The sequence below is a fragment of the Bradyrhizobium hipponense genome (genome assembly GCF_008123965.1).
In the GTDB taxonomy this organism is placed as follows: domain Bacteria; phylum Pseudomonadota; class Alphaproteobacteria; order Rhizobiales; family Xanthobacteraceae; genus Bradyrhizobium; species Bradyrhizobium hipponense.
In genome coordinates this window covers 1-24,370 of sequence record NZ_VSTH01000124.1, presented here as the reverse complement: position 1 = coordinate 24,370, position 24,370 = coordinate 1, and the positions used below count along the sequence as shown (strand labels likewise).

Annotated in this window: 20 protein-coding genes; 7 read left to right on the top strand and 13 right to left on the bottom strand. The window is 63.5% G+C overall.

Translation table 11 applies throughout. From position 1 onward, the window contains the following. Positions 1–41 precede the first annotated feature (41 nt). Entirely contained in the window at positions 42–674 is a 633-nt protein-coding gene (locus FXV83_RS31045; protein WP_187436285.1) for a DUF2147 domain-containing protein, read from the top strand. Here FXV83_RS31045 and hpnN read toward each other — a convergent pair. Beyond that, the gene (hpnN, locus tag FXV83_RS31040) at positions 642–3,230 is read right to left on the bottom strand and encodes a hopanoid transporter HpnN (protein ID WP_148743392.1); all 2,589 of its coding nucleotides are present in this window, start codon (positions 3,228–3,230) and stop codon (positions 642–644) included. The genes FXV83_RS31045 and hpnN overlap by 33 nt on opposite strands. 461 nt (positions 3,231–3,691) lie before the next feature. Here hpnN and ispH point away from each other — a divergent pair, with 461 nt between their 5' ends. Both ispH and hpnH read left to right on the top strand, forming a co-directional pair. Then, positions 3,692–4,618, top strand: a complete 927-nt coding sequence (gene ispH / locus FXV83_RS31035) for a 4-hydroxy-3-methylbut-2-enyl diphosphate reductase (RefSeq protein ID WP_148743391.1) — start codon at positions 3,692–3,694, stop codon at positions 4,616–4,618. Positions 4,619–4,653: 35 nt separating this feature from the next. Further along, a complete protein-coding gene (hpnH, locus tag FXV83_RS31030; RefSeq protein ID WP_148743390.1) occupies positions 4,654–5,814 on the top strand; it encodes an adenosyl-hopene transferase HpnH in 1,161 nt (386 codons plus the stop codon). 125 nt (positions 5,815–5,939) lie between these two features. On the opposite strand, the gene FXV83_RS31025 is transcribed toward hpnH, so the two are convergent. The 7 genes from FXV83_RS31025 to FXV83_RS30995 form a co-directional block, all read right to left on the bottom strand. Next, positions 5,940–6,242, bottom strand: a complete 303-nt coding sequence (locus FXV83_RS31025; protein WP_148743389.1) for a hypothetical protein — start codon at positions 6,240–6,242, stop codon at positions 5,940–5,942. Between the two features lie 430 nt (positions 6,243–6,672). Then, positions 6,673–7,422, bottom strand: coding sequence for a phosphorylase (locus FXV83_RS31020; RefSeq protein WP_187436284.1), 750 nt, complete (start codon positions 7,420–7,422; stop codon positions 6,673–6,675). Continuing rightward, positions 7,419–9,371 carry a squalene--hopene cyclase gene (gene shc, locus FXV83_RS31015; RefSeq protein WP_148743387.1) on the bottom strand — a complete coding sequence of 651 codons (1,953 nt, stop codon included), beginning with the start codon at positions 9,369–9,371 and terminating at the stop codon, positions 7,419–7,421. The genes FXV83_RS31020 and shc overlap by 4 nt, the downstream gene beginning before the upstream one ends. Before the next feature lie 68 nt (positions 9,372–9,439). Continuing rightward, complete coding sequence (gene hpnE / locus FXV83_RS31010) at positions 9,440–10,708, bottom strand: hydroxysqualene dehydroxylase HpnE (RefSeq protein ID WP_148743386.1); 1,269 nt, start codon at positions 10,706–10,708, stop codon at positions 9,440–9,442. Then, entirely contained in the window at positions 10,708–11,547 is an 840-nt protein-coding gene (hpnD, locus tag FXV83_RS31005; protein ID WP_148743385.1) for a presqualene diphosphate synthase HpnD, read from the bottom strand. Before hpnD ends, hpnE begins: the two co-directional genes overlap by 1 nt. Next, positions 11,537–12,421, bottom strand: coding sequence for a squalene synthase HpnC (hpnC, locus tag FXV83_RS31000; protein WP_148743384.1), 885 nt, complete (start codon positions 12,419–12,421; stop codon positions 11,537–11,539). The genes hpnD and hpnC overlap by 11 nt, the downstream gene beginning before the upstream one ends. A 182-nt stretch (positions 12,422–12,603) precedes the next feature. Then, the gene (locus FXV83_RS30995) at positions 12,604–12,837 is read right to left on the bottom strand and encodes a hypothetical protein (protein WP_148743383.1); all 234 of its coding nucleotides are present in this window, start codon (positions 12,835–12,837) and stop codon (positions 12,604–12,606) included. Positions 12,838–13,297: 460 nt separating this feature from the next. On the opposite strand from FXV83_RS30995, the gene FXV83_RS30985 reads away from it, so the two are divergent. After that, entirely contained in the window at positions 13,298–13,795 is a 498-nt protein-coding gene (locus tag FXV83_RS30985; RefSeq protein ID WP_148743381.1) for a hypothetical protein, read from the top strand. A gap of 100 nt (positions 13,796–13,895) precedes the next feature. On the opposite strand, the gene FXV83_RS30980 is transcribed toward FXV83_RS30985, so the two are convergent. From FXV83_RS30980 to FXV83_RS30965, 4 genes are all read right to left on the bottom strand, one after another. Next, positions 13,896–16,262 carry an efflux RND transporter permease subunit gene (locus tag FXV83_RS30980; RefSeq protein WP_148743380.1) on the bottom strand — a complete coding sequence of 789 codons (2,367 nt, stop codon included), beginning with the start codon at positions 16,260–16,262 and terminating at the stop codon, positions 13,896–13,898. Between the two features lie 208 nt (positions 16,263–16,470). Continuing rightward, positions 16,471–17,256 (bottom strand): ethanolamine ammonia-lyase subunit EutC, encoded by a 786-nt coding sequence (eutC, locus tag FXV83_RS30975; protein WP_148743379.1) that lies wholly within the window; start codon positions 17,254–17,256, stop codon positions 16,471–16,473. Next, positions 17,253–18,839 (bottom strand): B12-binding domain-containing radical SAM protein, encoded by a 1,587-nt coding sequence (locus tag FXV83_RS30970; protein ID WP_148743378.1) that lies wholly within the window; start codon positions 18,837–18,839, stop codon positions 17,253–17,255. The genes eutC and FXV83_RS30970 overlap by 4 nt, the downstream gene beginning before the upstream one ends. A 180-nt stretch (positions 18,840–19,019) precedes the next feature. Beyond that, the gene (locus tag FXV83_RS30965; RefSeq protein WP_148743377.1) at positions 19,020–20,402 is read right to left on the bottom strand and encodes an ethanolamine ammonia-lyase subunit EutB; all 1,383 of its coding nucleotides are present in this window, start codon (positions 20,400–20,402) and stop codon (positions 19,020–19,022) included. Positions 20,403–20,737: 335 nt separating this feature from the next. Here FXV83_RS30965 and FXV83_RS30960 point away from each other — a divergent pair, with 335 nt between their 5' ends. The 3 genes from FXV83_RS30960 to FXV83_RS30950 all read left to right on the top strand — a co-directional run bounded on the left by FXV83_RS30960 (position 20,738) and on the right by FXV83_RS30950 (position 23,521). Beyond that, on the top strand, positions 20,738–22,468 hold the full coding sequence (locus FXV83_RS30960) for a methyl-accepting chemotaxis protein (protein ID WP_148743376.1): 1,731 nt from the start codon (positions 20,738–20,740) through the stop codon (positions 22,466–22,468). Positions 22,469–22,931: 463 nt separating this feature from the next. Beyond that, complete coding sequence (locus tag FXV83_RS30955) at positions 22,932–23,102, top strand: RNA polymerase sigma factor region1.1 domain-containing protein (protein ID WP_148743375.1); 171 nt, start codon at positions 22,932–22,934, stop codon at positions 23,100–23,102. Between the two features lie 107 nt (positions 23,103–23,209). Further along, the gene (locus tag FXV83_RS30950) at positions 23,210–23,521 is read left to right on the top strand and encodes a 1-deoxy-D-xylulose-5-phosphate synthase (protein ID WP_148743374.1); all 312 of its coding nucleotides are present in this window, start codon (positions 23,210–23,212) and stop codon (positions 23,519–23,521) included. A gap of 140 nt (positions 23,522–23,661) precedes the next feature. Here FXV83_RS30950 and FXV83_RS30945 read toward each other — a convergent pair whose 3' ends face one another. Beyond that, positions 23,662–24,294 carry a CPBP family intramembrane glutamic endopeptidase gene (locus FXV83_RS30945; RefSeq protein ID WP_148743373.1) on the bottom strand — a complete coding sequence of 211 codons (633 nt, stop codon included), beginning with the start codon at positions 24,292–24,294 and terminating at the stop codon, positions 23,662–23,664. Between the last annotated feature and the right edge of the window lie 76 nt (positions 24,295–24,370).

Sequence of the window (24,370 nt, the reverse complement as noted above, 5' to 3'; positions counted from 1 at the left end):
AAGCACAGCTTTAGACCATGTTGCATCGCCGAGGAACACTCATGCGTTTGACCATTTATACCGGAATATTACTGGCTAGCGGTTTCACATGCCTGACCCCGGCAGTTGCAGCCGATCCCACCGGCGACTGGCGGGTTGCCGACGAAGTCGCCAACATCCGTGTCGCGCAGTGCAATGGCAGCATGTGGGGCGCGGTCGCCTGGGAGAAAGCCCCCGGCGGGCGCGACGAAAACAATCCCGATGTGTCAAAAAAGAACAGGCCGACAATGGGCATGCCCACCCTGATCGACATGAAGAAGAAGCCCGGCGTCGATCAGTGGGAAGGACAGGTCTACAACGCGAAGGATGGCCAGCTCTACAGCGCAACCATCACGCCGGTCGGTGCCGATCAGCTCGAGATCAAGGGCTGCGTGATGGGCTTCCTCTGCGGCGGCGAGACCTGGACGCGGGTCGGCCCCCCGATCCCTGCGAGCCCCGCCAACACTGCCGCCAAGGGCGGCGCGCCGAAGACCACCGGGGCGGCGCCCAAAGCCGCAGGAACGGCGGCCGCCGCACCTGCGCCGGCCACCGCAGCCCCGAAGAGCGCCGCTGCGGCCAAGCCGGGTCAGAAGGGCGTCGCCGACGTCGTCGGCGACATCTGCCTACTCCCTGAGATTGCGGGGTTTGCCCATTAGGGCCGGCTGGAACAGCAGCACGGCGGCGAGCGTCGTCACCAGCGAGAGCGCCAGCAGCTTGCCCATGCTGGACGTACCGGGATGGCTCGATAGCCACAGGCTGCCGAACGCGGTCGCCGTCGTCAGCGCGCTGAAAAAGATCGCACGCGTCAGGCTAGTCTGGAGCAGGTTAGTTCTGCCTGAGCGCCAGGCCACGACATAATAGATCTTGAAGGCGACGCCGACGCCGAGCAGCAACGGGAACGCGACGATGTTGGCGAAGTTGAGCGGCAGTCCGATTAACACGCAGATCTCGAGTGTCACCGCGCCCGCAACCAGAAGCGGCACCAGCGTCATCAGCACATCGACGAACCGGCGCAGCGTGATCCACAACAGCAAGCCGATCACCAGCAGCGCGTAGATGCCGGCGTGGATGAACGCCTTCACCACCGTGTCGCCGGATTTCAGGATCGAGACCGGCCCGCCAATCGCGGTCGGCTCGGCGGCGAGCACGGCTGCCGCGAATTTACGCAGCGTGTCGTTGTCGTTGGGATCGCCCTTCGGCAGTGCTTCGACGCGGATGACGCCGTCCTTGCTCTTCCAGCCGCTGACGAGATCAGGCGGCAGCGATTTCAGAGTAACCGGTTCGGCCTGCATTGCGCTCCGGAGCTGGTCGAACACGATCTTCATCGGCGTCACGAACACGTCCTGCGCCTTGTTGCGCGTAGCCTCATCCGCATTGGCGAGCTTCTCGAGCCCATCCGCAAGCCGCCGCGAAGCGACTGCGCCGGGGCCCTTCGCGTCGCCGGCAGTCCTGCGCAGATTGTCGACGGCGGATTTCAGCGACTCGACATTCTCCTGGTCCGAGGGCGCCGCGTCGATCTGGTCCGGATTGAGCGCGGGGTTCAGCACCTTGGCGCCCTGCGCGAGCAGCTTCAACTTCGGCGGCTGGTCCTCCGGCACGAAGCTGTTGAGCGACATCACCCGCAGCACTTCCGGCACCTTTTCCAGCTTTGCCTCGACCTGTTTGGCCTGCTCCTCAGACGTCGTCATCACGTTGATGGCGTTGGCGCCGGTGTTGGGATCGTTGCGCAGGTCGAGGAAAGTCGCGATCGACTCGGCCCTCGGGTTGCGCAGGTTCATGGGGTTGAAGTCGAACTTCATAAAATAGAGCAACGGCAGGCCGCCGAGTGCCAGCAGCAACGTGCCGCCGACAATCAGCACGCGATGCTTCTCCAGGAAATGATCGAGCGGCGCCAGGAAGGCGTAGCCGACCGGCTCCTGCTCGCCGGGCGGATTCAGAAGCTTCAAGAGCGCCGGCAGTACGGTGATCGAGGAGATGAAGGCCACCAGCATGCCGACGCCCGCGATCTGGCCGAGTTCGGCAATGCCCTTGTAGTCGGTGGGGATGAAGCAGAGGAACCCGGCCGCGGTCGCCATCGCCGCGAGCGACAATGGTATCGCCGAGCGCTTCGCCGCCAGCACCAACGCGCCGGTAAGATCGTTGTGCTTGTAGCGCTCCGAGCGGTAGCGGACACTGTACTGGATGCCGAAGTCGACGCCGAGCCCGACGAACAGCACCGCGAACGCGATCGACAGCAAATTGAGTGAGCCGACCATCATCAGGCCGGCAGCAGTCGTCAGCGCAAGGCCGACGAAGAGATTGATGAACACCGCGAAGATGATCTTCGCCGAACGCAGTGCCAGCCACAGGATGAGCAGCACGACGAGCACGGTGCCAATGCCGTTGACGACGGCGCCCTCCTGTACGGTGGCGTATTCCTCATTGGCGATCGGCACCGGGCCGGTCAGCCGCACACGCGCCTGATATTTGGTCGGGAAATTCAGCTCGGCCGCAGCCTTGCGGATCGCGTCGGTGGCGTCCTTGCCGGGCTCCAGCGCGTTGTAGTCGAGGATCGGCTTAAACTCGATGAAGGCGCGCTTGTCCGAATCCGACAGCGGCTCGTCGCTGACGAGCTCACGCCAGGAGAAGCTGGCATTGCCCTTGTTCAGCACAGTCTCGACCGTCTGCGCGATCAGATTGAAGGGCCGCTCGGTGTTTTCGAGCTTCACCTGACCGCGCTTGACGCCGGCAAGTCCCGTTTCCAGCGCGCCGGTCAGGCCGCGGATCGAGGGATCGCCGGCCATGATCTCGATCAGGGGTGCCGCGGATTCGAACTGGCCGGTGATCTTGCCGACCTCCTCGGTCGGCAGGAACAACAGTCCGTTCTTCTCGAAGAACTCGCCGGAGCCGAGCTGCTGCACCGACTGGAAGTTGGTCTTGTCGTCCTTCAGCTTGGCAAAGAGCGCATCCGCCGCCGCGCTCGCCATCTCCGGCGTCCTGGCCTCAACGACGGCCGTGATCGTCGCATCCCGGTCGAAGGAGCGGTCAAACTGCTGGTCGCGCTGGCGCCAGTCCAGATTCTGGGCAATCAGCGAATTGATGTCGGTGTTGATGGCGAAGTGCCGCAACGTGTAGTAGCCCGCTCCCACCGCCAGCAGGAGCCCGAGGACGACGACGAGGGAGGCAAACCGGGTGCAGGCCCTGACGATGGCAACGACGACGCTTTGCAGCACTTCTTTTCTTTCTGCGGTTAACAGCTTGCCGGAAACGCCCGCTGTTTATCGGAGTTCCCAGGCGAAACCTATTGCTGTTTTGAGTGGCACTCGCCGGAACAAGGTTCGAAGTAAACGGCGCGAGAGCGGGGCAAAATCATGCGGGGCGGCCGGTATAGACGGGGAGTTGAGGCGGGAAAGTGACGAAGAGGGTGAGGACAAAACGCCGCTCCTGGCTTCCGTAGCGCTACCCACTATGATACCGCTAACCCGCCTCACATGGAACTCAGCGCGCATTCCGCCTTTCCTTGCTGCCGATTTTTTGACACAAAGCGCTGTGCCCTCGTACGCCGAAGCTCCAAATGGGTGGGCGGCTACCGCGTGCGCGAACCGATGGTGCGGATATTGCAACTCATTGGTTAGTATCGGAGTGCCGCTGGGGCGATTGAGCGGATTGGTGCAACTTGCGTGATGGGCAGCCAATGGAAGTTTATCTGGCGCAACCGCGCGGCTTCTGCGCGGGCGTGGTGCGTGCAATCGAGATCGTGGAACGGGCCCTGCAGAAGTACGGCCCGCCCGTCTACGTGCGGCATGAGATCGTGCACAATAAGTACGTCGTCGAGAGCCTGAAGAACAAAGGAGCGATCTTCGTCGAGGAGCTGTCCGAGGTGCCGCCCAAGGCCGTGACCGTGTTCAGCGCCCATGGCGTGGCCCGCAGCGTCGAGGAAGAGGCCGCCGCACGCGACCTTCCGGTGCTCAATGCCACCTGCCCCCTGGTCACGAAAGTTCACAATCAGGGGAAGCGCTACATCACCAAGGGCCGCACCCTGATCCTGATCGGCCATGCCGGCCATCCCGAAGTCGAAGGCACGATGGGCCAGGTCCCGGGGCCGGTGCTGCTGGTCCAGAGCGTTGAAGAGGTTAAGGCCCTGACACTGCCTGCAGATACGCCAGTGGCCTACATCACCCAGACCACCCTGTCGGTCGACGACACCAGGGACATTATCGGGGCCCTTCAGGCCAGATTTACAGATATTCAAGGTCCTGACATCCGGGATATCTGCTATGCGACACAGAACCGCCAATCTGCGGTAAGGGACCTGAGCAAGCTGGTCGACGTGATCTTGGTGGTGGGCGCCGCCAATAGCTCGAACTCGAATCGGCTCCGCGAAATCGGCACCGAGGCCGGTGTCGCGAGTTATCTGATCGCCGATGGCAGCAAGCTCGATCCGGAGTGGTTGAAAGGTGCCAGGACCGTCGGCCTCACGGCCGGCGCCTCGGCGCCCGAGGTATTGGTGGATGACGTGATCGAAGCTCTGCGGCGGATCGGACCCGTGACGGTCTCGGTGCTCCCGGGCCGCGAGGAAAACATCGAATTCCGGCTTCCGGCCGAACTGGCCGCGAGCTGACCTATCCGAATTCCAAGCCCAGAAAGAAACTTGTAATGGCTATACCCTTCTTCAAGGAAATGCGTATCGGCGGCTATTTGCTCAAGCAGAAACTGCTTGGCTGCAAGCGCTATCCGCTCGTGCTGATGCTGGAGCCGCTGTTTCGCTGCAACCTCGCCTGCGTCGGCTGCGGCAAGATCGATTATCCAGACGCGATCCTCAACCGCCGCATGACGGCGCAGGAGTGCTGGGATGCGGCCGACGAGTGCGGCGCTCCGATGGTCGCCATTCCCGGCGGCGAGCCGCTGATCCACAAGGAGATCGGCGAGATCGTGCGCGGCCTCGTGGCGCGCAAGAAGTTCGTCTCGCTCTGCACCAATGCGCTGCTGCTCGAGAAGAAGCTCGATCTGTTCGAGCCCTCGCCCTATCTGTTCTTCTCCGTGCATCTCGACGGCCTGAAGGACCACCACGACAAGGCCGTATCGCAGAAGGGTGTGTTCGACCGCGCCGTCTCCGCGATCAAGGCGGCCAAGGCGCGCGGCTTCACCGTCAACGTCAACGCCACCATCTTCGACGGCCATCCGGCCGAGGAGATCGCAAAATTCCTCGACTTCACCGTCGAGCTCGGCGTCGGCGTGTCGATGTCGCCGGGCTACGCCTATGAGCGTGCACCGGACCAGGAGCACTTCCTCAACCGCACGAAGACCAAGAAGCTGTTCCGCGACGTCTTTGCGTTGGGCAAGGGCAAGAAGTGGAACTTCATGCATTCCGGCCTGTTCCTGGACTTCCTCGCCGGCAACCAGGAATACGAGTGCACGCCCTGGGGCATGCCCGCCCGCAACATCTTCGGCTGGCAGAAGCCCTGCTACCTGCTCGGCGAAGGCTATGCGAAGACCTTCAAGGAGCTGATGGATACCACCGACTGGGAAACCTACGGCACCGGCAAGTACGAGAAGTGCGCCGACTGCATGGCCCATTGCGGCTACGAGCCGACGGCAGCGACCGCGGCGCTGAACAACCCGCTCAAGGCGATGTGGGTGTCGCTCCGCGGCATCAGGACCACGGGGCCGATGGCCCCGGAGATCGACATGTCCAAGCAGCGTCCGGCGCAATACATCTTCTCGGCCGAAGTGCAGAAGCGCCTGTCGGAGATCCGCAAGGACGAAGCCCTCGCCGCCCAGCAGAAGGCCGCCCGGAAGGCTTCGACTGCCGCGTAAGCGCGATGACCCTGTAGCCCGGATGGAGCGCAAGCGAAATCCGGGACGGTCCCTCCACGTTGAAGGCCGGATTGCGCTTCCGCCTTCGCTCTTCGAGCTACGGCGGACAAGTCGCTCCATCCGAGCTACGCACCCGAAACAGAAAAGGCCCGTTCGCCAATGGCGACCGGGCCTTTTCTTTTGTTCAGCTCAATGCGCAGGCGGCCCTCCCTCCCCTCCGTGCTGGGGTCAGTTAGCCTTCCCGCAAAAAAATCAAAAACAACCCCATGCACAGTAGAAACGCGACTGCCGAACGGCACAATGTCCGTTCGGTAAGCCATTGCCGCGTCGAGCAAATCGGCGGCAAACGGGCAAAGGCCGGGGATTCTGCAGTGCTGCACCGCAATTCGAGGCGCGCCGTCAGTTTGAGCGCAATCGAAGGCAAGCATCAATTTCGTATTTTACGAATGTCGTTTGACGCGTCGGGCAAAACAGTGGCACTATGCAATGCTGGCCCCGGTTGAAAGCCGCACCGGCAGTCGTCGTACCCGACGCGCGGAGTCCCGGCTTTCGCGAAATCCAATGGACGAGCGATTCTCATTCCATGCTGGACTAGATACTTTCGCTAAAAGATCAGAAACCATCCAGTATGCTTGATCGCTTTCAACTCGTACGCCGTCGGAAACCGACGGGTCTTTCCTCTCGCTGCCACAGGTCATCCTCAAAATGAGCCTGTCACTGCAATTATCGTGTCTCATTCAAGGGGTGCAGTCCAGCACTGTCACCGTAATTGCGCGTAAGCGCACTAGTCGGCACGAACGAAAAACGCTCGGTCGTTATCGCGACCGGGCCTTTTCTTCTGTCAGTCGATAAAGCCGCTCACACCGTCTCGGCAACCAAATCCGCGCTGTCGGCAAGCTCGGTGCCGATCAGGAAGTCGCGGCAGCCGCGCAAGCTACGCAGCGCGCGGTTGAAGTCGAGTCCGGTCGAGACCAGTCCATGCAGCGCGGCAGGATTGCGCACGATGCCGCGCAGCACGGCGACAAGGTCGATCTGGCCGTTCGGCTTGATGGCAGCGCGGGCCAGCGCCGGCAGTGCGCGGTGGGCGGGGTCGCTGATGACCCGGACCGCGGCAAAGGGCAGCCCGGCCTCGGCGGCGTAGGCGGCCGCGATGTGGCTCTCCATGTCGACGGCGGCAGCTCCAGTCTCCGAATGCAGCGCCGCCTTGCAGGACCGGCCGGTGACCACTTCTTCCGCGCCGGCGAGGCTGCGCCGCACCACGCGGCGGCGTCCTGACGTCAGACGCTCGATGAGGTCGTCGCCGAGCGACAGCCCGGCAGCCCAGCGTGCATCGCCCGCCAGCACCTCGGTCGCCACCACGACGTCGCCGGAGCGCAGCATCGGGTCGAGCCCGCCGGCCACGCCGAAGGAAATGACGCCGCGAATCGTCTCGGGATCCAGCACCGTCAGGAGCGCGCGCAACTGGGTCGGGCTGCTGGACGAGCAGATGACAGCCATTCCGGGCCCTGCCGCGATGCGGGCCTCCTGAACCAGTCCAGTCACGATTAATATTGGCCGCGGATCAATGGCATTGCCCGCGGTAACATAGTCCCCCGTCCCCAAAGTCACATTCCGACCCCTACCACCCTGCTGTTGGTGTCCCGCAAGTTCCGATACCGCGCCAACGCCCACAGCGGGAAGAACTTCGCGTACCCATGGTACCGCAGATAGAATACACGGGGGAAGCCTGTGGCCGTGTACCGCTGCTCGTCCCACAGTCCTTTTTCGTTTTGTGTTGCAATCAGGTACTCCACCCCGCGGGCGACGGCCGGGTGATCAACCTCGCCTGCTGCCATCAAGGCAAGCAAGGCCCATGCCGTTTGCGAGGCGGTCGACGGCGCCGCCTCCCATCCCTTGTAGTCGAGCCGGTAGCTGACGGCGTTCTCGCCCCAGCCGCCGTCCGCGTTCTGGATCGAGGCCAGCCAGCCAGTGGCTTTCCGGATCATCGGGTCGTCGTGGCGGACGCCGGCCATGTTCAGGGCGCAGAGCACCGACCAAGTGCCGTAGATGAAGTTCATCCCCCAGCGGCCGTACCAGGAGCCCTCGGGATGCTGGGTCTTCCTGAGGTAGGCGACCCCATCGGCCACGTGCTTGCTGGTCTGCGCGGTCTCGCCGAGCTGGGCCAGCATGGAGATGCAGCGGGCGGTGACGTCCTCGGTCGGCGGATCGAGCAGCGCGCCGTGGTCAGAGAACGGGATGTTGTTCAGATAATATTCGAGATTATTGACGTCGAAGGCGGCCCAGCCGCCGTCGTCGCTCTGCATCCCCTCGATCCATTCCCGGCCGCGATCGATCGCAGCATCGTAGCCGGTGGCGCCGTGCTCGCGCCGCATGCGGTCCATGGACATCACCACCACCGCGGTGTCGTCGAGATCGGGATAATAGGCGTTGTTGTACTGGAAGGCCCAGCCGCCCGGGCGCACGTCGGGCCGCTTCACGGCCCAGTCGCCCTTGACCTCGAGCTCCTGCTTCGGGATCAGCCAGTCGAGGCCGCGCTTGGCGGCCGGCACGGCCTCTGCGTTGCCGGCCTCGAGCAGCGCGTGCGCCGTCAGCGTCGTATCCCACACCGGCGAGACGCAGGGCTGGCAATAGGCCTCCTCCTCGCGGATGACAAGGAGCTTGTCGATGCCCCGGCGCGTGACCGCGCGCGGCGGATAATTCTCGTCCTTGCCGAGCGCGTCGTACATCATGACGATGTTGGCCATCGGCGGATAGATCGCGCCCATGCCGTCCTCGCCGTTCAGCCGCTCCTCGATGAAGGCGAGCGCCGCATCGATGGCGCGCTTGCGCAGGCTCTTCGGAAACATCGGTTCGACCACGCGCAGGATGCCGTCGAGCGCGCGAAACAGCATGAACCAGGCCATGCTCTGGTGCGGCGCCTTGGCGGTCATCCCGATCGAGCGCGGATCCTGCAGGAACAACTCGTCGATGCCGACGCCTTTCGGATTCTTCGCGCGCGGCTTGAGCGCGGCAATAACCATCAGCGGCACCATGGTGGTGCGCGCCCAGTAGGAGATCTTGTTGATGTGGAACGGCGACCAGAACGGCAGCAGCACGATCTCGATCGGCAGCACCGGCACCGCGCGCCACGTCACGACGCCGAACATTGCCAGCATGAAGCGCGTGAAGACGTTGCTTTGGATGGCGCCGCCGCGGGCGTGGATCGCCTCGCGCGCGCGCACCATGTGCGGCGCGTCGATGGAATCACCGATCATCTTCAGCGCGAAGTAGGATTTCACGCTGGCGCTCATGTCGAACTCGCCGTCATGCACCAGCGGCCAGCCGCCATGGGCGCCCTGGACGCGTCGCAGGTAGTTGCCGATCTTGGCCTCGAGCACCGTGTCGACGGGCTCTGCGAGATAATGGCGCAGCAGGACGTATTCGGCCGGAATCGTGCAATCGGCTTCGAGCTCGAACACCCAATGGCCGTCGGATTGCTGGAAGCCGAGGACGCCTTGCGTGGCCGACGCAATGCTCGATTCCAGTACTTCGCGGGCGGTCGCGTTCACGGAATCCATCTTGCTCGATTACTCCGATAGTTAGCTTGAATTGGCCGGGACAAATAACCACCCGTCAGGGCCGCTTTTCAGGATCCTTTGGCGGCCAGAACCAGATCGGCGGCGCGATCGCCGGATCGAACCGATCCCTCGATGGTTGCAGGCAATCCCGTAGCAGTCCAATCCCCGGCAAGAAACAGGTTTTTAAGCGCGGTGACCGGCCCGGGACGTAAGGAATTCTGCGCTGGGGTCGCTGCAAATGTGGCGCGGCGTTCGCGCACGATCTGCCAGGGAGGCAATTGAAGCGAGAGCTCGCCGGAAAGGCCGGCGGCCTTGCAGACATCGTTCCAGATCGCCTGCGCGAGGTCCTCGCGCGGCATGTCGACCAAGCGATCGCCATTGCTGATGGTCACGGAGAGCCGGTTGGGGAATGCGAAGAGCCACTCGACGGTACCGCCGATCACACCCAGGATCGGAGCTGAACCCGGCGGCGGCTCAATGCGGAAATGGGCGTTGACGATGGCGCGAAATTCGGTGGGCGTCTTGATGCCCGGCAGCAGGTTCGAGGCCGCGCGCGGCGGCACCGCCATCACGACGACGTCGCCGTCGCTGAGCTGGGTCACATCCTCGCCGCCGAAATTCAGCGCGCCGACCTTGCCGTCGTTGGTCGCGAAGGAACGCAGCTCGTGACCGAGTTGCACAGCGTGTCCGCGCTCGGTCAAGAATGTCACGGCCGGCTCGATCAGCACGGCACTGAGGCCGTCGCGCGCGATCAGCGGACGGCAGGCCTGCCCGCCGGCGAGCAAGGTCTCGCGCACGATCGCACCGGCAAGTCCGGCCGAGCCCTCGGGCGGATCGACGTTGAGGGCTGCGAGCAGCAGCGGCTGCACCAGGCGCTGATAAAGCACGCCCTCGCAGGGAATGGAGTTGCCGACCAGCGTCTGCTCCGAAGCCCAGATCAGCGGCGCAAGCTTCAAATAGTCGGTGAGCCCGGTGTCGGGAACGCGGCGGCTTTCGTCGAGCACCCAGGTTGGCAGACGGCCGTCACCGAGATCGATCTGCCAGCGCTGCCCGGTCGCAAGATCGACGAACGGAAACTGCGCTCGCTCCGGCCCGACCAGGCCCGCCTCGGTGCCGATCGAACGTGCGTAGGCCCGCGCGTGACTGTTGCCCGACAGCAGCAAATGATTGCCGTTGTCGATGGTGAGGTTGGTTGCGCCGTCGAAATAGGAGCGGCAGCGCCCGCCGGCCTGGTGCGTCGCCTCGTGCACGGCGACCTTGAAGCCGGCATTGGCGAGCCGCACAGCGGCGGAGAGGCCGGAAATTCCAGCGCCGATGATATGAGCTGTGTTTTGCATCAGAGAAAAGCGTAACGGAGCAGGATGGCAATGCGTGTGATCTTCGACACACGCACGGGCTCGCGCGGCGCGTTGAACCCGCGCGCGATCAGGAGGTCCAGAATGGCGTGATAGTATTTCGACATGATCCGCGGCGCGCGCACCGCGCGGCGCCGGTTGCGGTTCATGATCTCGTCCGATGTCTCGAAATGCGCCTTCGCGCGCTGCGCCAGCGGCAGGCAAACCTTCGGCAGTGCGCGCTCGGCGATCACGCGGTCGGGATCGCTTGAGGTGATGCCCGCATGCAGCAGGGCTTCGCGCGGCAGGTAGAGCCGCCCGAGCGTCGCGTCCTCGTCGATGTCGCGCAGGATGTTGGTGAGCTGGAGCGCGCGGCCGAGGTGATGGGCGAGCAGGATGCCGTCTTCCTCGGGCAAGCCGAACACCCGCACCGACAGCCGCCCCACGGCGCTCGCGACACGATCGCAATACAGGTCCAGCGTCGCCATGTCGGGCGCGCGGATGTCCTGCGGGACGTCCATCTCCATGCCGTCGACGATGGCAAGAAAATCCTCGCGCTTCAGCCCGAACTTCTTCACCGAAGCGACGTAGTCTTTCAGGCGCTCCGGCGGATGGCCCCGATAGAGCGCGTCGATGTCGCCTCGCCACTGCTGGAGCGCGGCGAGCCGCTCCTCGCGCGGGCCGTCGGAATCGGCGATATCGTCGACCTGACGGCAGAAGCTGTAGATCTGGAACATCGCCTCGCGCTGGTCGCGCGGCAGGATGCGCATCGCGGCATAGAAGGAGCTGCCGGATGCGGTCGAGCCATAATTGGCGCCGGGCGAGGCCGCCTCAAGCGTCATGAGCAGTCCCCGGTTTGGTCATGGCCCTGCGCCCGATCGCGCGGCGGCCGACTTCGCCGATCATGCCGGCAAGGCTGAAGGTGAGGAGCTCGAGCTTGTTCAGGTGCACCCGCTCGCGCAGGGGATCGCGCACCTTGAGCAGGCGCACGATGCGGTCGGCATAGGCCTGGATGACGGAGATGTCGACGCCGAGGCGGAAGTCCCTCACCTCTGCGCTGAGCGACTTACTCCGGTTGAGAAGCGTTTCGTTGCGCACAGCGAGCGCCTGCAGGCAGGCCAGCAGCGCCGGCGGCGACTGCGTCAGGGCGAGCTGCTCGACCGAGGCGCCGCTCGCGGCCAGCGCATCGCGCGGCAGATAGACGCGATTGAGCTCGCGAAAATCCTTGCCGCAATCCTGCAGGTGGTTGTTGATCTGCAGCGCCGCGCAAAGCGCATCCGATGCGGCCCAGGTCGAGGTGCTCTCGCCATGGACGTCGAGCATGAAGCGGCCGACCGGCATCGCCGAATAGCGGCAATAGTGAATGACCTCGTCCCAGGTCTCGTAGCGAAGCTTGGTCACGTCCATGCGGAACGCGATGAGCACGTCGAGCGCATGGCGCGGGGCCATGCCGCGTTCGGCCAGCGCACGCCGCAGGCCGACGGCCTCGGCCTGGGTATCGCCCTTACCGAGCAGTTCCGTTTCGAGCAGGTCAAGATAGGCCAGCTTCTCGTCGGCCGGCAGCGTCGCATGGTCGGCGATGTCGTCGGCGGTCCGGACGAAATTGTAGTACGCCAAGATCAGGGCGCGATGACGCGGATGAATGATCCAGGACGCGACGGGAAAATTCTCGTCGCGGTCACCCTTGCCGGATCGCAATTCGTTCGCAGAGGTCATCGAGGGCTGATCAACAATCGTTTGGACAGAAGGCTTTTTTTCGCTCGCGCCAGCGATGCCGCCGCGGCCCCCATATAGGGGAATACGGCAGCAAAACCAATCCTGTCTCGCGATGGCGGCCCTTGCGGATCGGGCTCGAAAAGGCAGCCCCGGGGCCGCCTTTTGTGGGCCAGCGGCCGAGCTTACTGGTTGTGGTTCTTCAGGACCTGATCGCAGGCCTGCGAGATCTTGGCCCGGTTCTCCTTGAGGCAGGCCAGGACGGTGAAATCGCCCTGATCGATGACCGGACGGCAGAACTTCTGCACATCGCGCGTGCAGGCCTTCTGCTCGGAATCCGTGCCGCGGCCTTGCTGGGCGAACGCCGCCGTGGAAAGGGATGCCGACAGCAGGGTGAGAGCGACAAGAAGCTTACGCATTGTATTCCTTCATTCTGACGGCAGAATCGCACCGATCCCGGACAGCACAGGGCAGACGGCGGGAACGGATTGTTCTGGTGGCGAGTTGCCGCGGAGACTGCGACATCGGAGAAGGCACAAGTGCTGGCAAATGCGGCCAAATTGGCGCCGCGCCGACCAGATCGGGTCTTCCCTGGGCCTTCCTTGGCAGATGTAAGGGGTTGATACTACGTCATAATTCTGGCATCCCGCGTTTTGCCGGCAGCTGTTGCAGACCTGCATCTGTCGTCGGCGTCTTTCCCCACCAGAAACACTGCGAAACATTGGAAATCTCGATACCGATCACGGCGGGCGCGCTCGGCGATGCCGGTGTCCCCGCCGGTCAGGCTTTGAACCTGACACCGGCTCGGAACACTAAACCTTCGATGTGGCGAGACGTCCTGTGCTTGAGCGGACGCCGTTCCAAAACGGGATATTTAAGATGAGATTCTTTGGGCGATCTGGACTGGCGATCAAGGCGGTCGGAATTGGCGCTACGCTGCTCTTCTCGGTCACGGCAGGCCATGCACAATCGTCCGGGCCGTTTGCCGGCTTCGACGGGGCGTGGACGGGCACCGGCACGGTGTCGTTGTCCGACGGCTCCACCGAGCGCATCCGCTGCAAGGCGGACTACAAGGTTGCGGGCAGCGGCCTCAACCTGAAGCAGGCCCTGCACTGCGCGTCCGATAGCTACAAGTTCGACCTCACCAGCGACGTGACGAGCCAGGGCGAGCGCATCTCCGGCAATTGGAGCGAGGCCAGCCGCAACATCTTCGGCAACCTGCAGGGCACCGCCGGCGGCGGCCAGATCGAGGTGTTCGTCGAGGCCAACGGCTTTGCCGCCAACCTGTCGCTGCGCACCAACGGCACCAAGCAGACGGTGCAGATCTCCTCCAAGGGCGAGATCCGCGGCGTCAACATCACGATGACGAAGAGCTGACGCGCTTCGCGCGCCAACGGCTCAGATCAAAACAAACCCCTGGCTTTCGCGAGCCAGGGGTTTTTCTTGTCTTGATGTATGACCACCCGTCGCGATCGATTCAGATCGCGCGCTTGTCCGCACCCTGCAGCTTGGCGTGCAGGTTGATCAGCCACATCGCCGTCGGCCGTAGGATGAAGAGGTCGGCGACCAGCGCCATGACCATCGAGAAGGCGCTGAGCCAGCCGAACAGCCGCAGCGACGGCAGGTCGGAAAACACGGTGACGACGAGGCCGCAGGCCAGCACCACCGTGGTGAGGATCAGCGCCGGGCCGACCAGCACGGTTGCACGCTCGACTGCGAGCCCCGAGCCGACACTCGGCTTGCTCTCCAGCCTGAGGCGGTTGAGGAAGTGGATGGTCGCACTCAGCCCCAGGCCGAACGAGACGGTGAGCGCAACGACGCTGGCGAATTGCAGCCCCTCGCCCATCGCCCACAGCACCGTGCCCGACATCACCACCGGGAAGATGCCCGGCAGGATGCAGGCGAACATCACCACCCAGGAGCGGAAGGCGAGGCCGATGAAGATCGCGACCAGCGCGAACTCCACGGTGAGCCCGCGATTCAGCTTCTCGATCATGCCGGCCGAGTTGCGCGCCGCAATCGCGGCGAGACCCGTCACCGCCACCTCGTAGCCCGGATGTTTCTTGCGCACCGCGTCGAGCTCGGTGTCGAGCTTTTCGACGATCGGCAGGAGCTGGCTGGAATCCTTGTCCGGCACGCGGCCTGCGACCACGACGGCGTCCTGCTCCGCATCGATGAAGCGGCGCACCAGATGCTCGGGGATGAGGTTCACATATTCCTTCAGCGTCGCGACGTCGGCGCTGCCGGCCTTTTCCGCAAGCCAGCGGCGCAGGGTTTCGACCGACCAGACGTTGCCGACACCGGCCGTCTTTTCCACGATCGCATGCACGTCCGCGATCGTCTGCAGCGTCTCTGGCGAATAGAGCGATTCACCTTTGGGGAATTGAATCAGCACGTTGACCGGGTTGGCGCCGGTGAGCTTGGCGTCGAGCCGGTCGCTGGCGGCCACCGCCTGGCGCTTGTCCGGTACCTGGTCGGCGAGCCGGTAGCGCGGCTCCAGATTGGCGTAGATCACGCCGAGGCCGGCGACGAATAGCAGCGCGATCAGACTGAACAGGCCGGGCCGGCCTACCATGCGCACCGCGATCCAGTAGCAAAAATTGCGCAGCGCCTGGACACCGGCGTCCGCACTCTGGAACTTGGTCGCAAAGACGTTCTCGTTGCGCACGAACAGCACGCCGAACACCGGCACCAGCGACAGCACCGCGACCAGCGCGATGATGGTGGCGGCGAGGCCCGCCTCGCCGAACTTGCGGATCAGGTCGGAGTTGGAGAATTGGAGCGCGATGAAGGAAATGCCGGCGGTGCCGTGCGTCAGCACGCAGGCAGGTCCGACCACCAGCACCGCGTTCTTGAACGCGGTGAACTTGTCCTGGCCCGCGATCAGCCGGTCGCGCGCGGCGAAGGTGAGCTGCATCGAATCCGAGAAGCTGATGACCATGATGAGCGGCGTCATCACGTTCAGGAACATGTTGAGATTGAAATTGGCCCAGCCGAGCGCGCCCAGCGCCAGCAGGATCGCGATCATCGGCGGGAATGCCGCCGCCACCATGAAAGAGATTTTTCGGAAGAAGATGATGGCGATGACGCAGCCGGCGAGAATGCCGAGGATGTTGTAGGTGAGGCCGTCGCGTTCGACCGCGTTGCGGATCTCGAGCTGCATCACCGGCACGCCCGAAAGCTGCACGTTAAGGCCGGTGTCGCCGAGGTCCTCTTTCGTCAGTGCGCGGATGTCGCCGACGGTCTTGGTCAGCTTGTTGGAGGCGACCACCTCCGGATCCAGCGAGAGCACGATCAGCGCGAGCGTGCCGTCCTCCGACAACAGCTTGCCGCGGATGATCTCGTTGGATTTGACGGTTTCGATGAACTTGTCATAGGCCGCGCCCTCGGGCAGCTCGCCCGGGAACAGCGCCGCCGGCAGCTTGCCCGGCGCCGGCGCCTGGCGCGCCGAGAACAGCGAGACCAGCCCGCGCGTACCCTCGACAAGTTGCAGGTCGGTGATGAAGTCGCGCAGCTTCTCGAGGTTGTTTCGGGCCAAAAGGTCCTTGCCCTCGACCACGACCAGGACGTCGAACTCCTCGGCCGGGAACTTCTTCGTCACCTCTTCGTATTGGTGGAATTCGCGGGAATTGGAGCGAAATAGCTGCGACAGCGAATCGTCGATCTTGATCCGATAGATGCCGAACACGGCGCCGACGATCAGCACCAGCAGCACGATGCAGGAGACGATCGGGGCCCGGACGGCGATCAGCCCGATGCGCTCCAGCCCGAAGGCAATGGAGGACCCCGGTCCCTGCTCGAGCTTGTCGACATGAACCTCACTCTCGCTGTGTTTTTCGAGCATGCCTTGTCCAGTTCCTAAATCGGCTCGGTCTGTGAGCTTATTGCGCCCCGCGAACGGCTTGAAAACGCCATACCAATGGGGAGGCTTGCCCTTTGAAAATGCGCGGAAAATCGCCGTGAGGGGTTTAGCAGGTCAATACCCCGACCCGCAAGCAGGCGAAGTATGGCCAAACCAATCAAGATGCGGCGATCTGGCCCCCCGATTTCGGTCATCTTTCCGACGCTGTGCCAATTCGACGCGGCGCGCGGTCTGCGCTCTCGTCTTTCAGCGCCACGCCGGTGACCTGTCGGGCCAGCCCCTCGCGCACCAGCCAGGCGATCTTGAAGGCGGCTTCGTCAGAGCTCAGCCCGGCGTGGTGGATGTTCGAGACGCAGTTGCGTTCGGCATCGGTACGCCCGGGCTTCGGAGCAAAGGTCAGATAGGCGCCGAGACTGTCAGGGGCCGACAGGCCCGGCCGCTCGCCGATCAGCATCAGGGCCATGCGCGCGCCGAGAATGGCGCCGATCTCGTCGCCAAGCGCGACGCGCGCGCCTGAGGCGACAACGACACGGCCGACCGCGACAGCCTGCTCGGCCGCGAGCCGGGGCAGCAGGCTCTTCAACACCGCGGTCGCATGGCCATTCACGGCCGCCGCCGACAGGCCGTCGCCGATCACGACCGCAAGTGGAGACGGCGTCGTGGCGAGCTGCGCCAGCGCATCGGCCGAGCCGGCATCAAGCTGTCGTCCGAGATCCGGCCGCCGCAGATAGTCCCGGCGATCGGCCGCCCGGCTCCTCACCTCGGTGACGGCAAGGCCGAGCTCGCCGAGCCCGGCGACCAGCCGCGGCGCGTCGAAGGCGGCGTGCACGGCATCGCGGGCGCGGGCGTGATCCAGCGTGAAATCGAGCAGCGGTTTCGTCGGCATACTCGCGCCGCTGCGCCCGAGCGCGACCCGCGCGGGCGTGAATGACCGCAGATCAAGGGTCGGGCGAACTGGAGCGGGCTTGTCGCTCATTCGGCGGGAACGGCGGCCTCGCGCAGCCGCACCGAATAGTTCGACGCGTTCTGCTTGCCGCTGGAGGCCGCGCGCGCAAAGGTGATGAGATGATGCGCGACCAATGTGCTGCCGATCAGGCCTTCGAGATCGCCGCACCGGATGCGTCCCAGCGCGAACTTCCAGAACACGCGCCTGTAGTTGCCGAGCACCCCGACCTTCCAGAAGATGTTCCTCAGCATGACGAGCGCGCGCCTGATGTTGGGCCAGGTCTTCATCTCATCGGACACCGGCACCTTGAGGCGGTTTGAATAGGTGTGGTCGCACTGATACTGGAAGCGCGCATAGACCTTCGCGGGCTCGTAGGCGACTTCCATGCAGTGCTTCCAGGATGCGACGACGTCGTCATAGGGCAGCAGGAAGTCGACGTTGGAATCGCGGCCGTCGTCGTTGATCAGGCGTCCCTCACGCTCCAGCCGGTCCCACAGCGGCGTCTTCGGCAGCGCCTGAAGCAGGTTGATGGTGAGCAGCGGGATCTGGGATTCCTCGATGAAGGCAAGCAGCACATCGGATGTATTCGGCTTGTCGCTGTCCAGCCCCATGATGATGCCGGACACCACCTCCATGCCGTGGGAGTTGATGGTACGCACACCCTCCAGGATCGGGACCATCATGTTGTGGTCCTTGTGCATCGCCTTCAGCGCATCGGGATCTGGCGTCTCGATGCCGCAGAAGATGGTGGTGAAATAGGCCTCACGCATCTTCTCCAGAATCTCGGGCCGCTTGGCGATGTTCAGCGTGGCCTCGCAGGCGAGCCGCATCACATAGCCGGTCTTCTTCTGCCATTCGATCAGATGCGGCAACAGGTCCATCGCCGCCTTGCGGTTGCCGATGAAATTGTCGTCGACGAAATAGATCGTGTCGGTCATGCCGCATTCGCGCAAACGGTCAAGCTCGGCGATGATCTGCTCGGGCGACTTGATGCGCGGGTTACGGCCGTAGAGACCGGGGATGTCGCAGAACTCGCACTGATATGGGCAGCCGCTGGAATACTGGATGCTGCCGAGGAAGTATTTCTTCACGTCGGCAAGCTCGTAGGCCGGGATCGGGAACTCCGTCATCGGAATTCGGTCTTTGGTGGTCAGAACCACCTGATGGTCGGGGCGCGAGGTGTCGCGCGACAGGATCTCGATCAGCTGGTTGGTGGCGTCGCCGAGCTCGCCGACATGGAGATAGTCGAACGACGGATAATAGTCGGGACAGGCGCTGACCGAGGGCCCGCCGAGTGCGACCGGCAGATCGAATTCATGGGCGTGGCGGCAGATGTCGTTCATCTGCTGGCGCTGGATATGCATGCCGCTGACGAAGACCGCTTCCGCCCATTCGAACTCCTCCGCGGTGGTGCGACGGAGGTTCTCGTCGACGAACCTGACCTGCCATTCCTTCGGCAGATAGGCGGCGAGCAGCAAAAGCCCCTGCGGCGGCATGAAGGCACGCACGCCGTCGGTCAGGGGGTAGGCGTACTCGAAAGTGCCGAAGGACGAGGTGTAGCGCGGGAAAACGCAGAGAATACGCCGGATCGTTCCGTTGCTTTCAGCGCGCATCGAAATTTCCCCAACCACATTCTACGAACGGTACTGACGAGGCCACCAGAAACATAACGTAACGCTGGGACCGAATTTCCTCAATATTGTGGCAGCGAACTAATTCGTAAGACGCGCCAATGGTTTCCCCGGTTCAGGCCGGCCGGTGAAAGATTTTCGGGGGCTTTTCCCGATCCACCCTCACGCGATCAGCCGCGAGGCAAAATCGGGCAGCAGGCTTGCATCGCCGGCAAGGCGAAAATCGGCGCCCGCGATGCCTGCCTGCACCAGCCAATCGTCGAATTCCGGCGCCCGTCGCAGGCCGAAGACATCGCGGACATAGAGCGCGTCGTGAAACGAGGTCGACTGGTAGTTTAGCATGACGTCGTCGGCGCCCGGCACCCCCATGATGAAGGTGACGCCGGCGGCAGCGAGCAACGTCAGCAGATTGTCCATGTCGTCCTGGTCCGCCTCGGCATGGTTGGTGTGGCAGATGTCGATTCCGAGCGGCAGGCCGAGCAGCTTGCCGCAAAAATGGTCCTCGAGCCCCGCCCGGATGATCTCCTTGCCGTCGTAGAGATATTCCGGCCCGATGAAGCCGACCACGCTGTTGACCAGCAGCGGCGCAAAAGCGCGGGCGACCGCATAGGCGCGCGCCTCGCAGGTCTGCTGGTCGACACCGTGATGGGCATTGGCCGACAGCGCCGAGCCCTGGCCGGTCTCGAAATACATCACGTTCTGGCCGATTGTGCCGCGCTTCTGCGACAGCCCGGCCTCCTGCGCTTCCCGGAGCAATGCGAGGTCGATGCCAAAACTGCGGTTGGCGGCCTCGGTGCCTGCGACCGACTGGAAGACGAGGTCGACCGGCACGCCCTGCCCGACCAGCGACAGCGTCGTCGTGACATGGGTCAGCACGCAAGCTTGGGTCGGGATCTTCAGCCGCGCGATGATCTCATCGAGCAGCCGCAGCAATTGCGCGATCACGGCCGGATCATCGCTCGCCGGATTGACGCCGATGCAGGCATCGCCGGCCCCTAACAGGAGGCCGTCGAGGATCGAGGCGGTGATGCCCTTGGCATCGTCGAAGGGATGGTTGGGCTGGAGCCGCGTGCTCATCCGCCCTTTGAGCCCGATGGTATTGCGGAAAGCCGTGGTAACCTCGCATTTTCGCGCGGCCAGGATCAGGTCCTGGTTGCGCATCAATTTGGAGACCGCGGCCGCCATTTCCGGCGTGACGCCGGGCGCCAGCTTGCGCAGGATCTCGGGCGTTGCGGCGTCGGACAGCAGCCAGTCGCGGAAGCCGCCGACCGTCAGCGCAGACACCGGCGCGAAGGCCTTTGCGTCGTGGCTGTCGACGATAAGGCGGGTGACCTCGTCGGCCTCATAGGGGACGACGGCCTCCTGCAAGAACTGCCCGAGCGGGAGGTCCGCGAGCGCCATCCGCGCCGCAATCATCTGCTCGGCGCTGCCAGCCGCAATCCCGGCCAGCCGGTCGCCGGAGCGCAGCGGCGTCGCCTTGGCGAGGAGGTCGCGCAGGTCGGGGAAGGTGTAGGTCGTGGCGTCGATGGCGTGGCGATAGACCAAAGGCCTCTCCGGGGTTCGTCGGCCAATGGCCGAATCCAAATCGATGTCGAAGGCGATCGATCTTGAAAGCGTCCTGGCCTCAGGGAATACGCTCTTGGCGATCGCTGCGCATGCAGATGTTTACGGCACGCCGTCCCTTCCCGCAGGCTCAAACTGCCGAGAACCGATAGCGTCACGCCAAACAACTGAAATGACAAGCGTTTCGTTCGACCAAGGACCAACGCCTGCAGCGGCTTGCGTTAACACTGCGTCCATCTTCGTTCTGCATAGTTTTGCATAGTTTTTACACAACCGCGCTCACCGGCCGCTCCAGGCCATCCGGGCCCCTGAACATCATGACCATTGACCGATCTGGGAATGCCGCCGGCCCGGCCGGCCGGTTTACGCTTGCCGCCAGGCTCTACGCGATCTTCGCGCTGTTTGCGCTGCTCACCGCGGCGATCGCGATGCTATCCGACTACAACAGCCGCCGCGGCGCCGAACTGGCCGGGGCGATCGAGACGGCGAACGCCGCCGCGCTGAACGTCGAGCGCGTCAACTCGCTGGTCTATGCGGTGGTGATGGAGTCGCGCGGCGTCTATATGTCGACCGACCCCGCCGTGGTGAAGAAATACGGCGAGGGCCTGCTCAAGTTCAATGGCCAGATCCTCGACGTCGTGAAGCGCTGGGAAACCATCGTCAGGGCAGACGACGCCGCCCAGTTCGCCACCTTCAAGAAGCGCATCGAGCAGTTCGTCGACTTCCGCAAGGAGCTGGTGCGCCGCGGCATCGAGATCAATGCGGCCGCGGGCCGCGAATGGGGCGACAACGACGCCAACCGCTCGGTGCGCTCCGCGCTGAACAAGGATCTCGAGGCGCTGTCCAAGGTCTATGCCGAGCGCGCCAGGCAGATCGCGCAGCAGACCGAGACCAACCGCATCCTCTCCCTCGTCTTGACCTGCCTCGGTGGCGTGGCGCTGGCGCTGGTCGTGATCGGCATCGTCATCATCGCCCGCTCGATCGCGCGGCCCCTCGCCTCGATCACCGCAACCATCAAGCAGGTTGCGGACGGGGCCGAAAGCGTCGTGGTGCCCTACAGCGGCCGCGCCGACGAGATCGGCGCGCTGGCCCGCGCCATCCAGGTGTTCCAGGACGCGATGGGGCGCAACCGCAACCTCGCCTCGCAGGTCACGCAGGACTCCGCCGCGCGCGAGCAGCGCGCCCGCCACATCGAACAGTCCGTCGAGACGTTTCGCGAGGCGATCGGCGCGGTCATGCGCGGCCTCACCGACAACGCCACCGTCATGCGTGAGACCGCGCAGACCATCACGCGCGTCACCGCGGATGCGAGCAGCCGCGCCGGTACGGCGGCGAATGCCACCGAGCAGGCGTCCCACAACGTCACCGCGGTGGCAGGCGCCGCCGAGGAGCTGTCGGCGTCGGTGGTGGAGATCGGCCGGCAGGTGCGGCAGAGCGCCAGCGCGGTCGAGCAGACCGGCCAGCGCACCGAGAAATCGATCACCGAGATCGAGAGCCTTGCCGCCGCGACCCAGCGCATCGATGGCGTGCTCAATCTGATCCAGGCCATCGCCGAGCAGACCAATCTGCTGGCGCTCAACGCCACCATCGAAGCCGCGCGTGCCGGTGACGCCGGCCGCGGCTTTGCCGTGGTCGCCCATGAAGTCAAGGCGCTGGCGGGGCAGACTGCAAAGGCCACCGCCGAGATCGGCGAGAACGTCTCCATGATCCAGGCCTCCACCCGCAACGCGGTCGACGCCGTCCGCGAGATCGGCGGCGCGGTGCGCGAGATCAACGACGTCACCTCGGCGATTGCGGGGGCCATCGGCCAGCAGGACGCCGCCACCCGCGAGATCTCGTCCAACGCGCAATCGGCCGCGCAAGGCAACGAGACCTTGGTTGCCAACATCACCTCGCTGCGCGATGCCATCGGCGAGACCGACACCGCGGCGTCCTCTGTGCTGACGGCGGCGAGCAGCCTCACTGCCACTGCGGAGACGCTGTCACGGGAGGTCGAGAAGTTCTTCCAGAACTTGCGGTCGGATACACGCACGGCCAAGGCAGGCTAGCAGGGGGTCGCGCGCCGCGACGCCAGGCAGCGGCACCTCGAACCAAAAGCGCGAAAACAACCCCATGCACAGTAGCCGGCGGCAGCTTTATCAATGGCATGCCGGCCGGCGCGATGCCTCTCGGATTTTACGAAGCGGTTTGACTCGTCGGGCCAAACACCGGCAGTATTGCATCATGGCGGTGGCGCGCCCTCCCCTCCCTCCGTGAACATCTTCCTAAGCAGCGGTGCACGCATGGATTCGATCGGCGAACGCATGCCTTGTCCGCTCCGCCCTTGTGAGCGGATAAGGCCTGCCCGCACTAGCAAGTCGGCAGATGGCCATGAGCGGCGGTCACCGCAACCATCATGCAACGTCCGGTCTCCCGCAGACAGCGGACATGGCGGCGGCTCGTTCTTTGTTCAGCTCAGGGCCACAACCCGACTCTCTCTCCGTATAGTAGAGCTGCTGAAACGGAGAGAACATGAACGTGCCGGAAATCATTCGACGAGCCATCGAAATCGGTGAACGGAACGGCAATATTACCTTCGATGAGTTGAATCAATTGTGTGACAGTGAAGAACTGGACCCCAAAGACATCGAACGTATTCTCAACACTCTGAGCGAAGCAGGAATTTGGATTGAAGGGGACTGACCCTTGGCTCTGGTGTAACGATATAGGTCTGCAAAGGGTGTAAACGTGAAGTGAGCGAGCGCGGTTATCCAACCGCCATCAAGCGCCTAGCCATCTCGAGTTCAAGCATGCCGAAAACGCGCATCATGTATGTTGAGAATAAATCAGCGTCGCTGAACGGCCCGGCGCGGATTGGGCGCGTCACGTTCTCGAAGACGGGCAAATCTATCGGCTATGGAGGGCGCACTTTCCAAAGCCCGAAAGGTAGCGGGTTCAAGGCAAACTACTTCGACGTTGAGACTGGAGAAAGGTTCTGGATTTCAGGTCCGCGAAAAGATGGCAAAGATCGCCTCTATGCTGAGAGCTCCGCGCCTATCGAAATCGACCCCGACGTCGCGGAGGAATACTGGCGCGACATTAGAGGACAGCGCTCCGAATGAGCTCCACAATAGCCGGCCGTCATGTCGGTTGTGGGTCAAAATGCGAAGAACTCAGAGTGAGCAAAGTCAGTCCCCTCTACCCCACCAAGCGGACAATGAAAGGTGTCGCCACTTCGCTGATGGGCCAAAAGGCGACCTTTTCAAAACGCGAAGTCCACTATGTCAGTCAGGTAGTGTCCAAGAACTGCAGGCCAAAGTGCCCCGGATCGGCGGTACAACATCATCAACAAGCCACCTATCACCATAGCCTCGCCAATATTCCCGAAACCCGTCCACCAGTGATAGGCTCCAAACAAAAAAGATGTTGCGAGAACCAAGGCATAGCCGTCATCCAAATAGCTCTGGAGCAGATGACGCGCACAGCGGCGGAATACGATCTCCTCACTTAAGGCGACTAGCCCAAGACCAAAAAAGATATCGACGACATGTAGCCAGCCTTGCACTTCAGGATATGCCCCGAGCACTGTTGCAGGTAGGACTCCATTAATGGTTCGTCGGATCCACCCACCCAAATAGTGGTCCGTGAGGACAATGCCGACAATCCAGATGGTCACTTCCCATCGCGCTATTCGAAGTGGTTCAAATCGGAAGGCTATCGTCCGCGCAGCAGGTATGGCGCTCAGAACTGCCAAAGCCCCGAGGCGGCCTGCGTAATCCCAAACGATCCATGCTGCCGGATCGGATTGTTGCAGTCTTACAATTTGCGACACAACCATTGGAAAAAGGGCCGCCGCGAACCAGAGAGGCGTGGGTATCGAGCGAGCCATCATCATGTATCTTTAGCGCGGCTGATGCATTCACCGCAATGCGGCCTAGCGAGCACGGGCACGTCCGCTAATGGGATGGTCC

Bases quoted from the DNA above. Each gene is read 5' to 3' on its own strand.
- FXV83_RS31045 (WP_187436285.1), top strand. From the start codon at position 42: ATGCGTTTGACCATTTATACCGGAATATTACTGGCTAGCGGTTTCACA.
- ispH (WP_148743391.1), top strand. From the start codon at position 3,692: ATGGAAGTTTATCTGGCGCAACCGCGCGGCTTCTGCGCGGGCGTGGTG.
- hpnH (WP_148743390.1), top strand. From the start codon at position 4,654: ATGGCTATACCCTTCTTCAAGGAAATGCGTATCGGCGGCTATTTGCTC.
- FXV83_RS31025 (WP_148743389.1), bottom strand. From the start codon at position 6,242: ATGCTTGCCTTCGATTGCGCTCAAACTGACGGCGCGCCTCGAATTGCG.
- shc (WP_148743387.1), bottom strand. From the start codon at position 9,371: ATGGATTCCGTGAACGCGACCGCCCGCGAAGTACTGGAATCGAGCATT.
- hpnE (WP_148743386.1), bottom strand. From the start codon at position 10,708: ATGCAAAACACAGCTCATATCATCGGCGCTGGAATTTCCGGCCTCTCC.
- hpnD (WP_148743385.1), bottom strand. From the start codon at position 11,547: ATGACGCTTGAGGCGGCCTCGCCCGGCGCCAATTATGGCTCGACCGCA.
- hpnC (WP_148743384.1), bottom strand. From the start codon at position 12,421: ATGACCTCTGCGAACGAATTGCGATCCGGCAAGGGTGACCGCGACGAG.
- FXV83_RS30995 (WP_148743383.1), bottom strand. From the start codon at position 12,837: ATGCGTAAGCTTCTTGTCGCTCTCACCCTGCTGTCGGCATCCCTTTCC.
- FXV83_RS30985 (WP_148743381.1), top strand. From the start codon at position 13,298: ATGAGATTCTTTGGGCGATCTGGACTGGCGATCAAGGCGGTCGGAATT.
- FXV83_RS30980 (WP_148743380.1), bottom strand. From the start codon at position 16,262: ATGCTCGAAAAACACAGCGAGAGTGAGGTTCATGTCGACAAGCTCGAG.
- eutC (WP_148743379.1), bottom strand. From the start codon at position 17,256: ATGAGCGACAAGCCCGCTCCAGTTCGCCCGACCCTTGATCTGCGGTCA.
- FXV83_RS30970 (WP_148743378.1), bottom strand. From the start codon at position 18,839: ATGCGCGCTGAAAGCAACGGAACGATCCGGCGTATTCTCTGCGTTTTC.
- FXV83_RS30960 (WP_148743376.1), top strand. From the start codon at position 20,738: ATGACCATTGACCGATCTGGGAATGCCGCCGGCCCGGCCGGCCGGTTT.
- FXV83_RS30955 (WP_148743375.1), top strand. From the start codon at position 22,932: ATGAACGTGCCGGAAATCATTCGACGAGCCATCGAAATCGGTGAACGG.
- FXV83_RS30950 (WP_148743374.1), top strand. From the start codon at position 23,210: ATGCCGAAAACGCGCATCATGTATGTTGAGAATAAATCAGCGTCGCTG.
- FXV83_RS30945 (WP_148743373.1), bottom strand. From the start codon at position 24,294: ATGATGATGGCTCGCTCGATACCCACGCCTCTCTGGTTCGCGGCGGCC.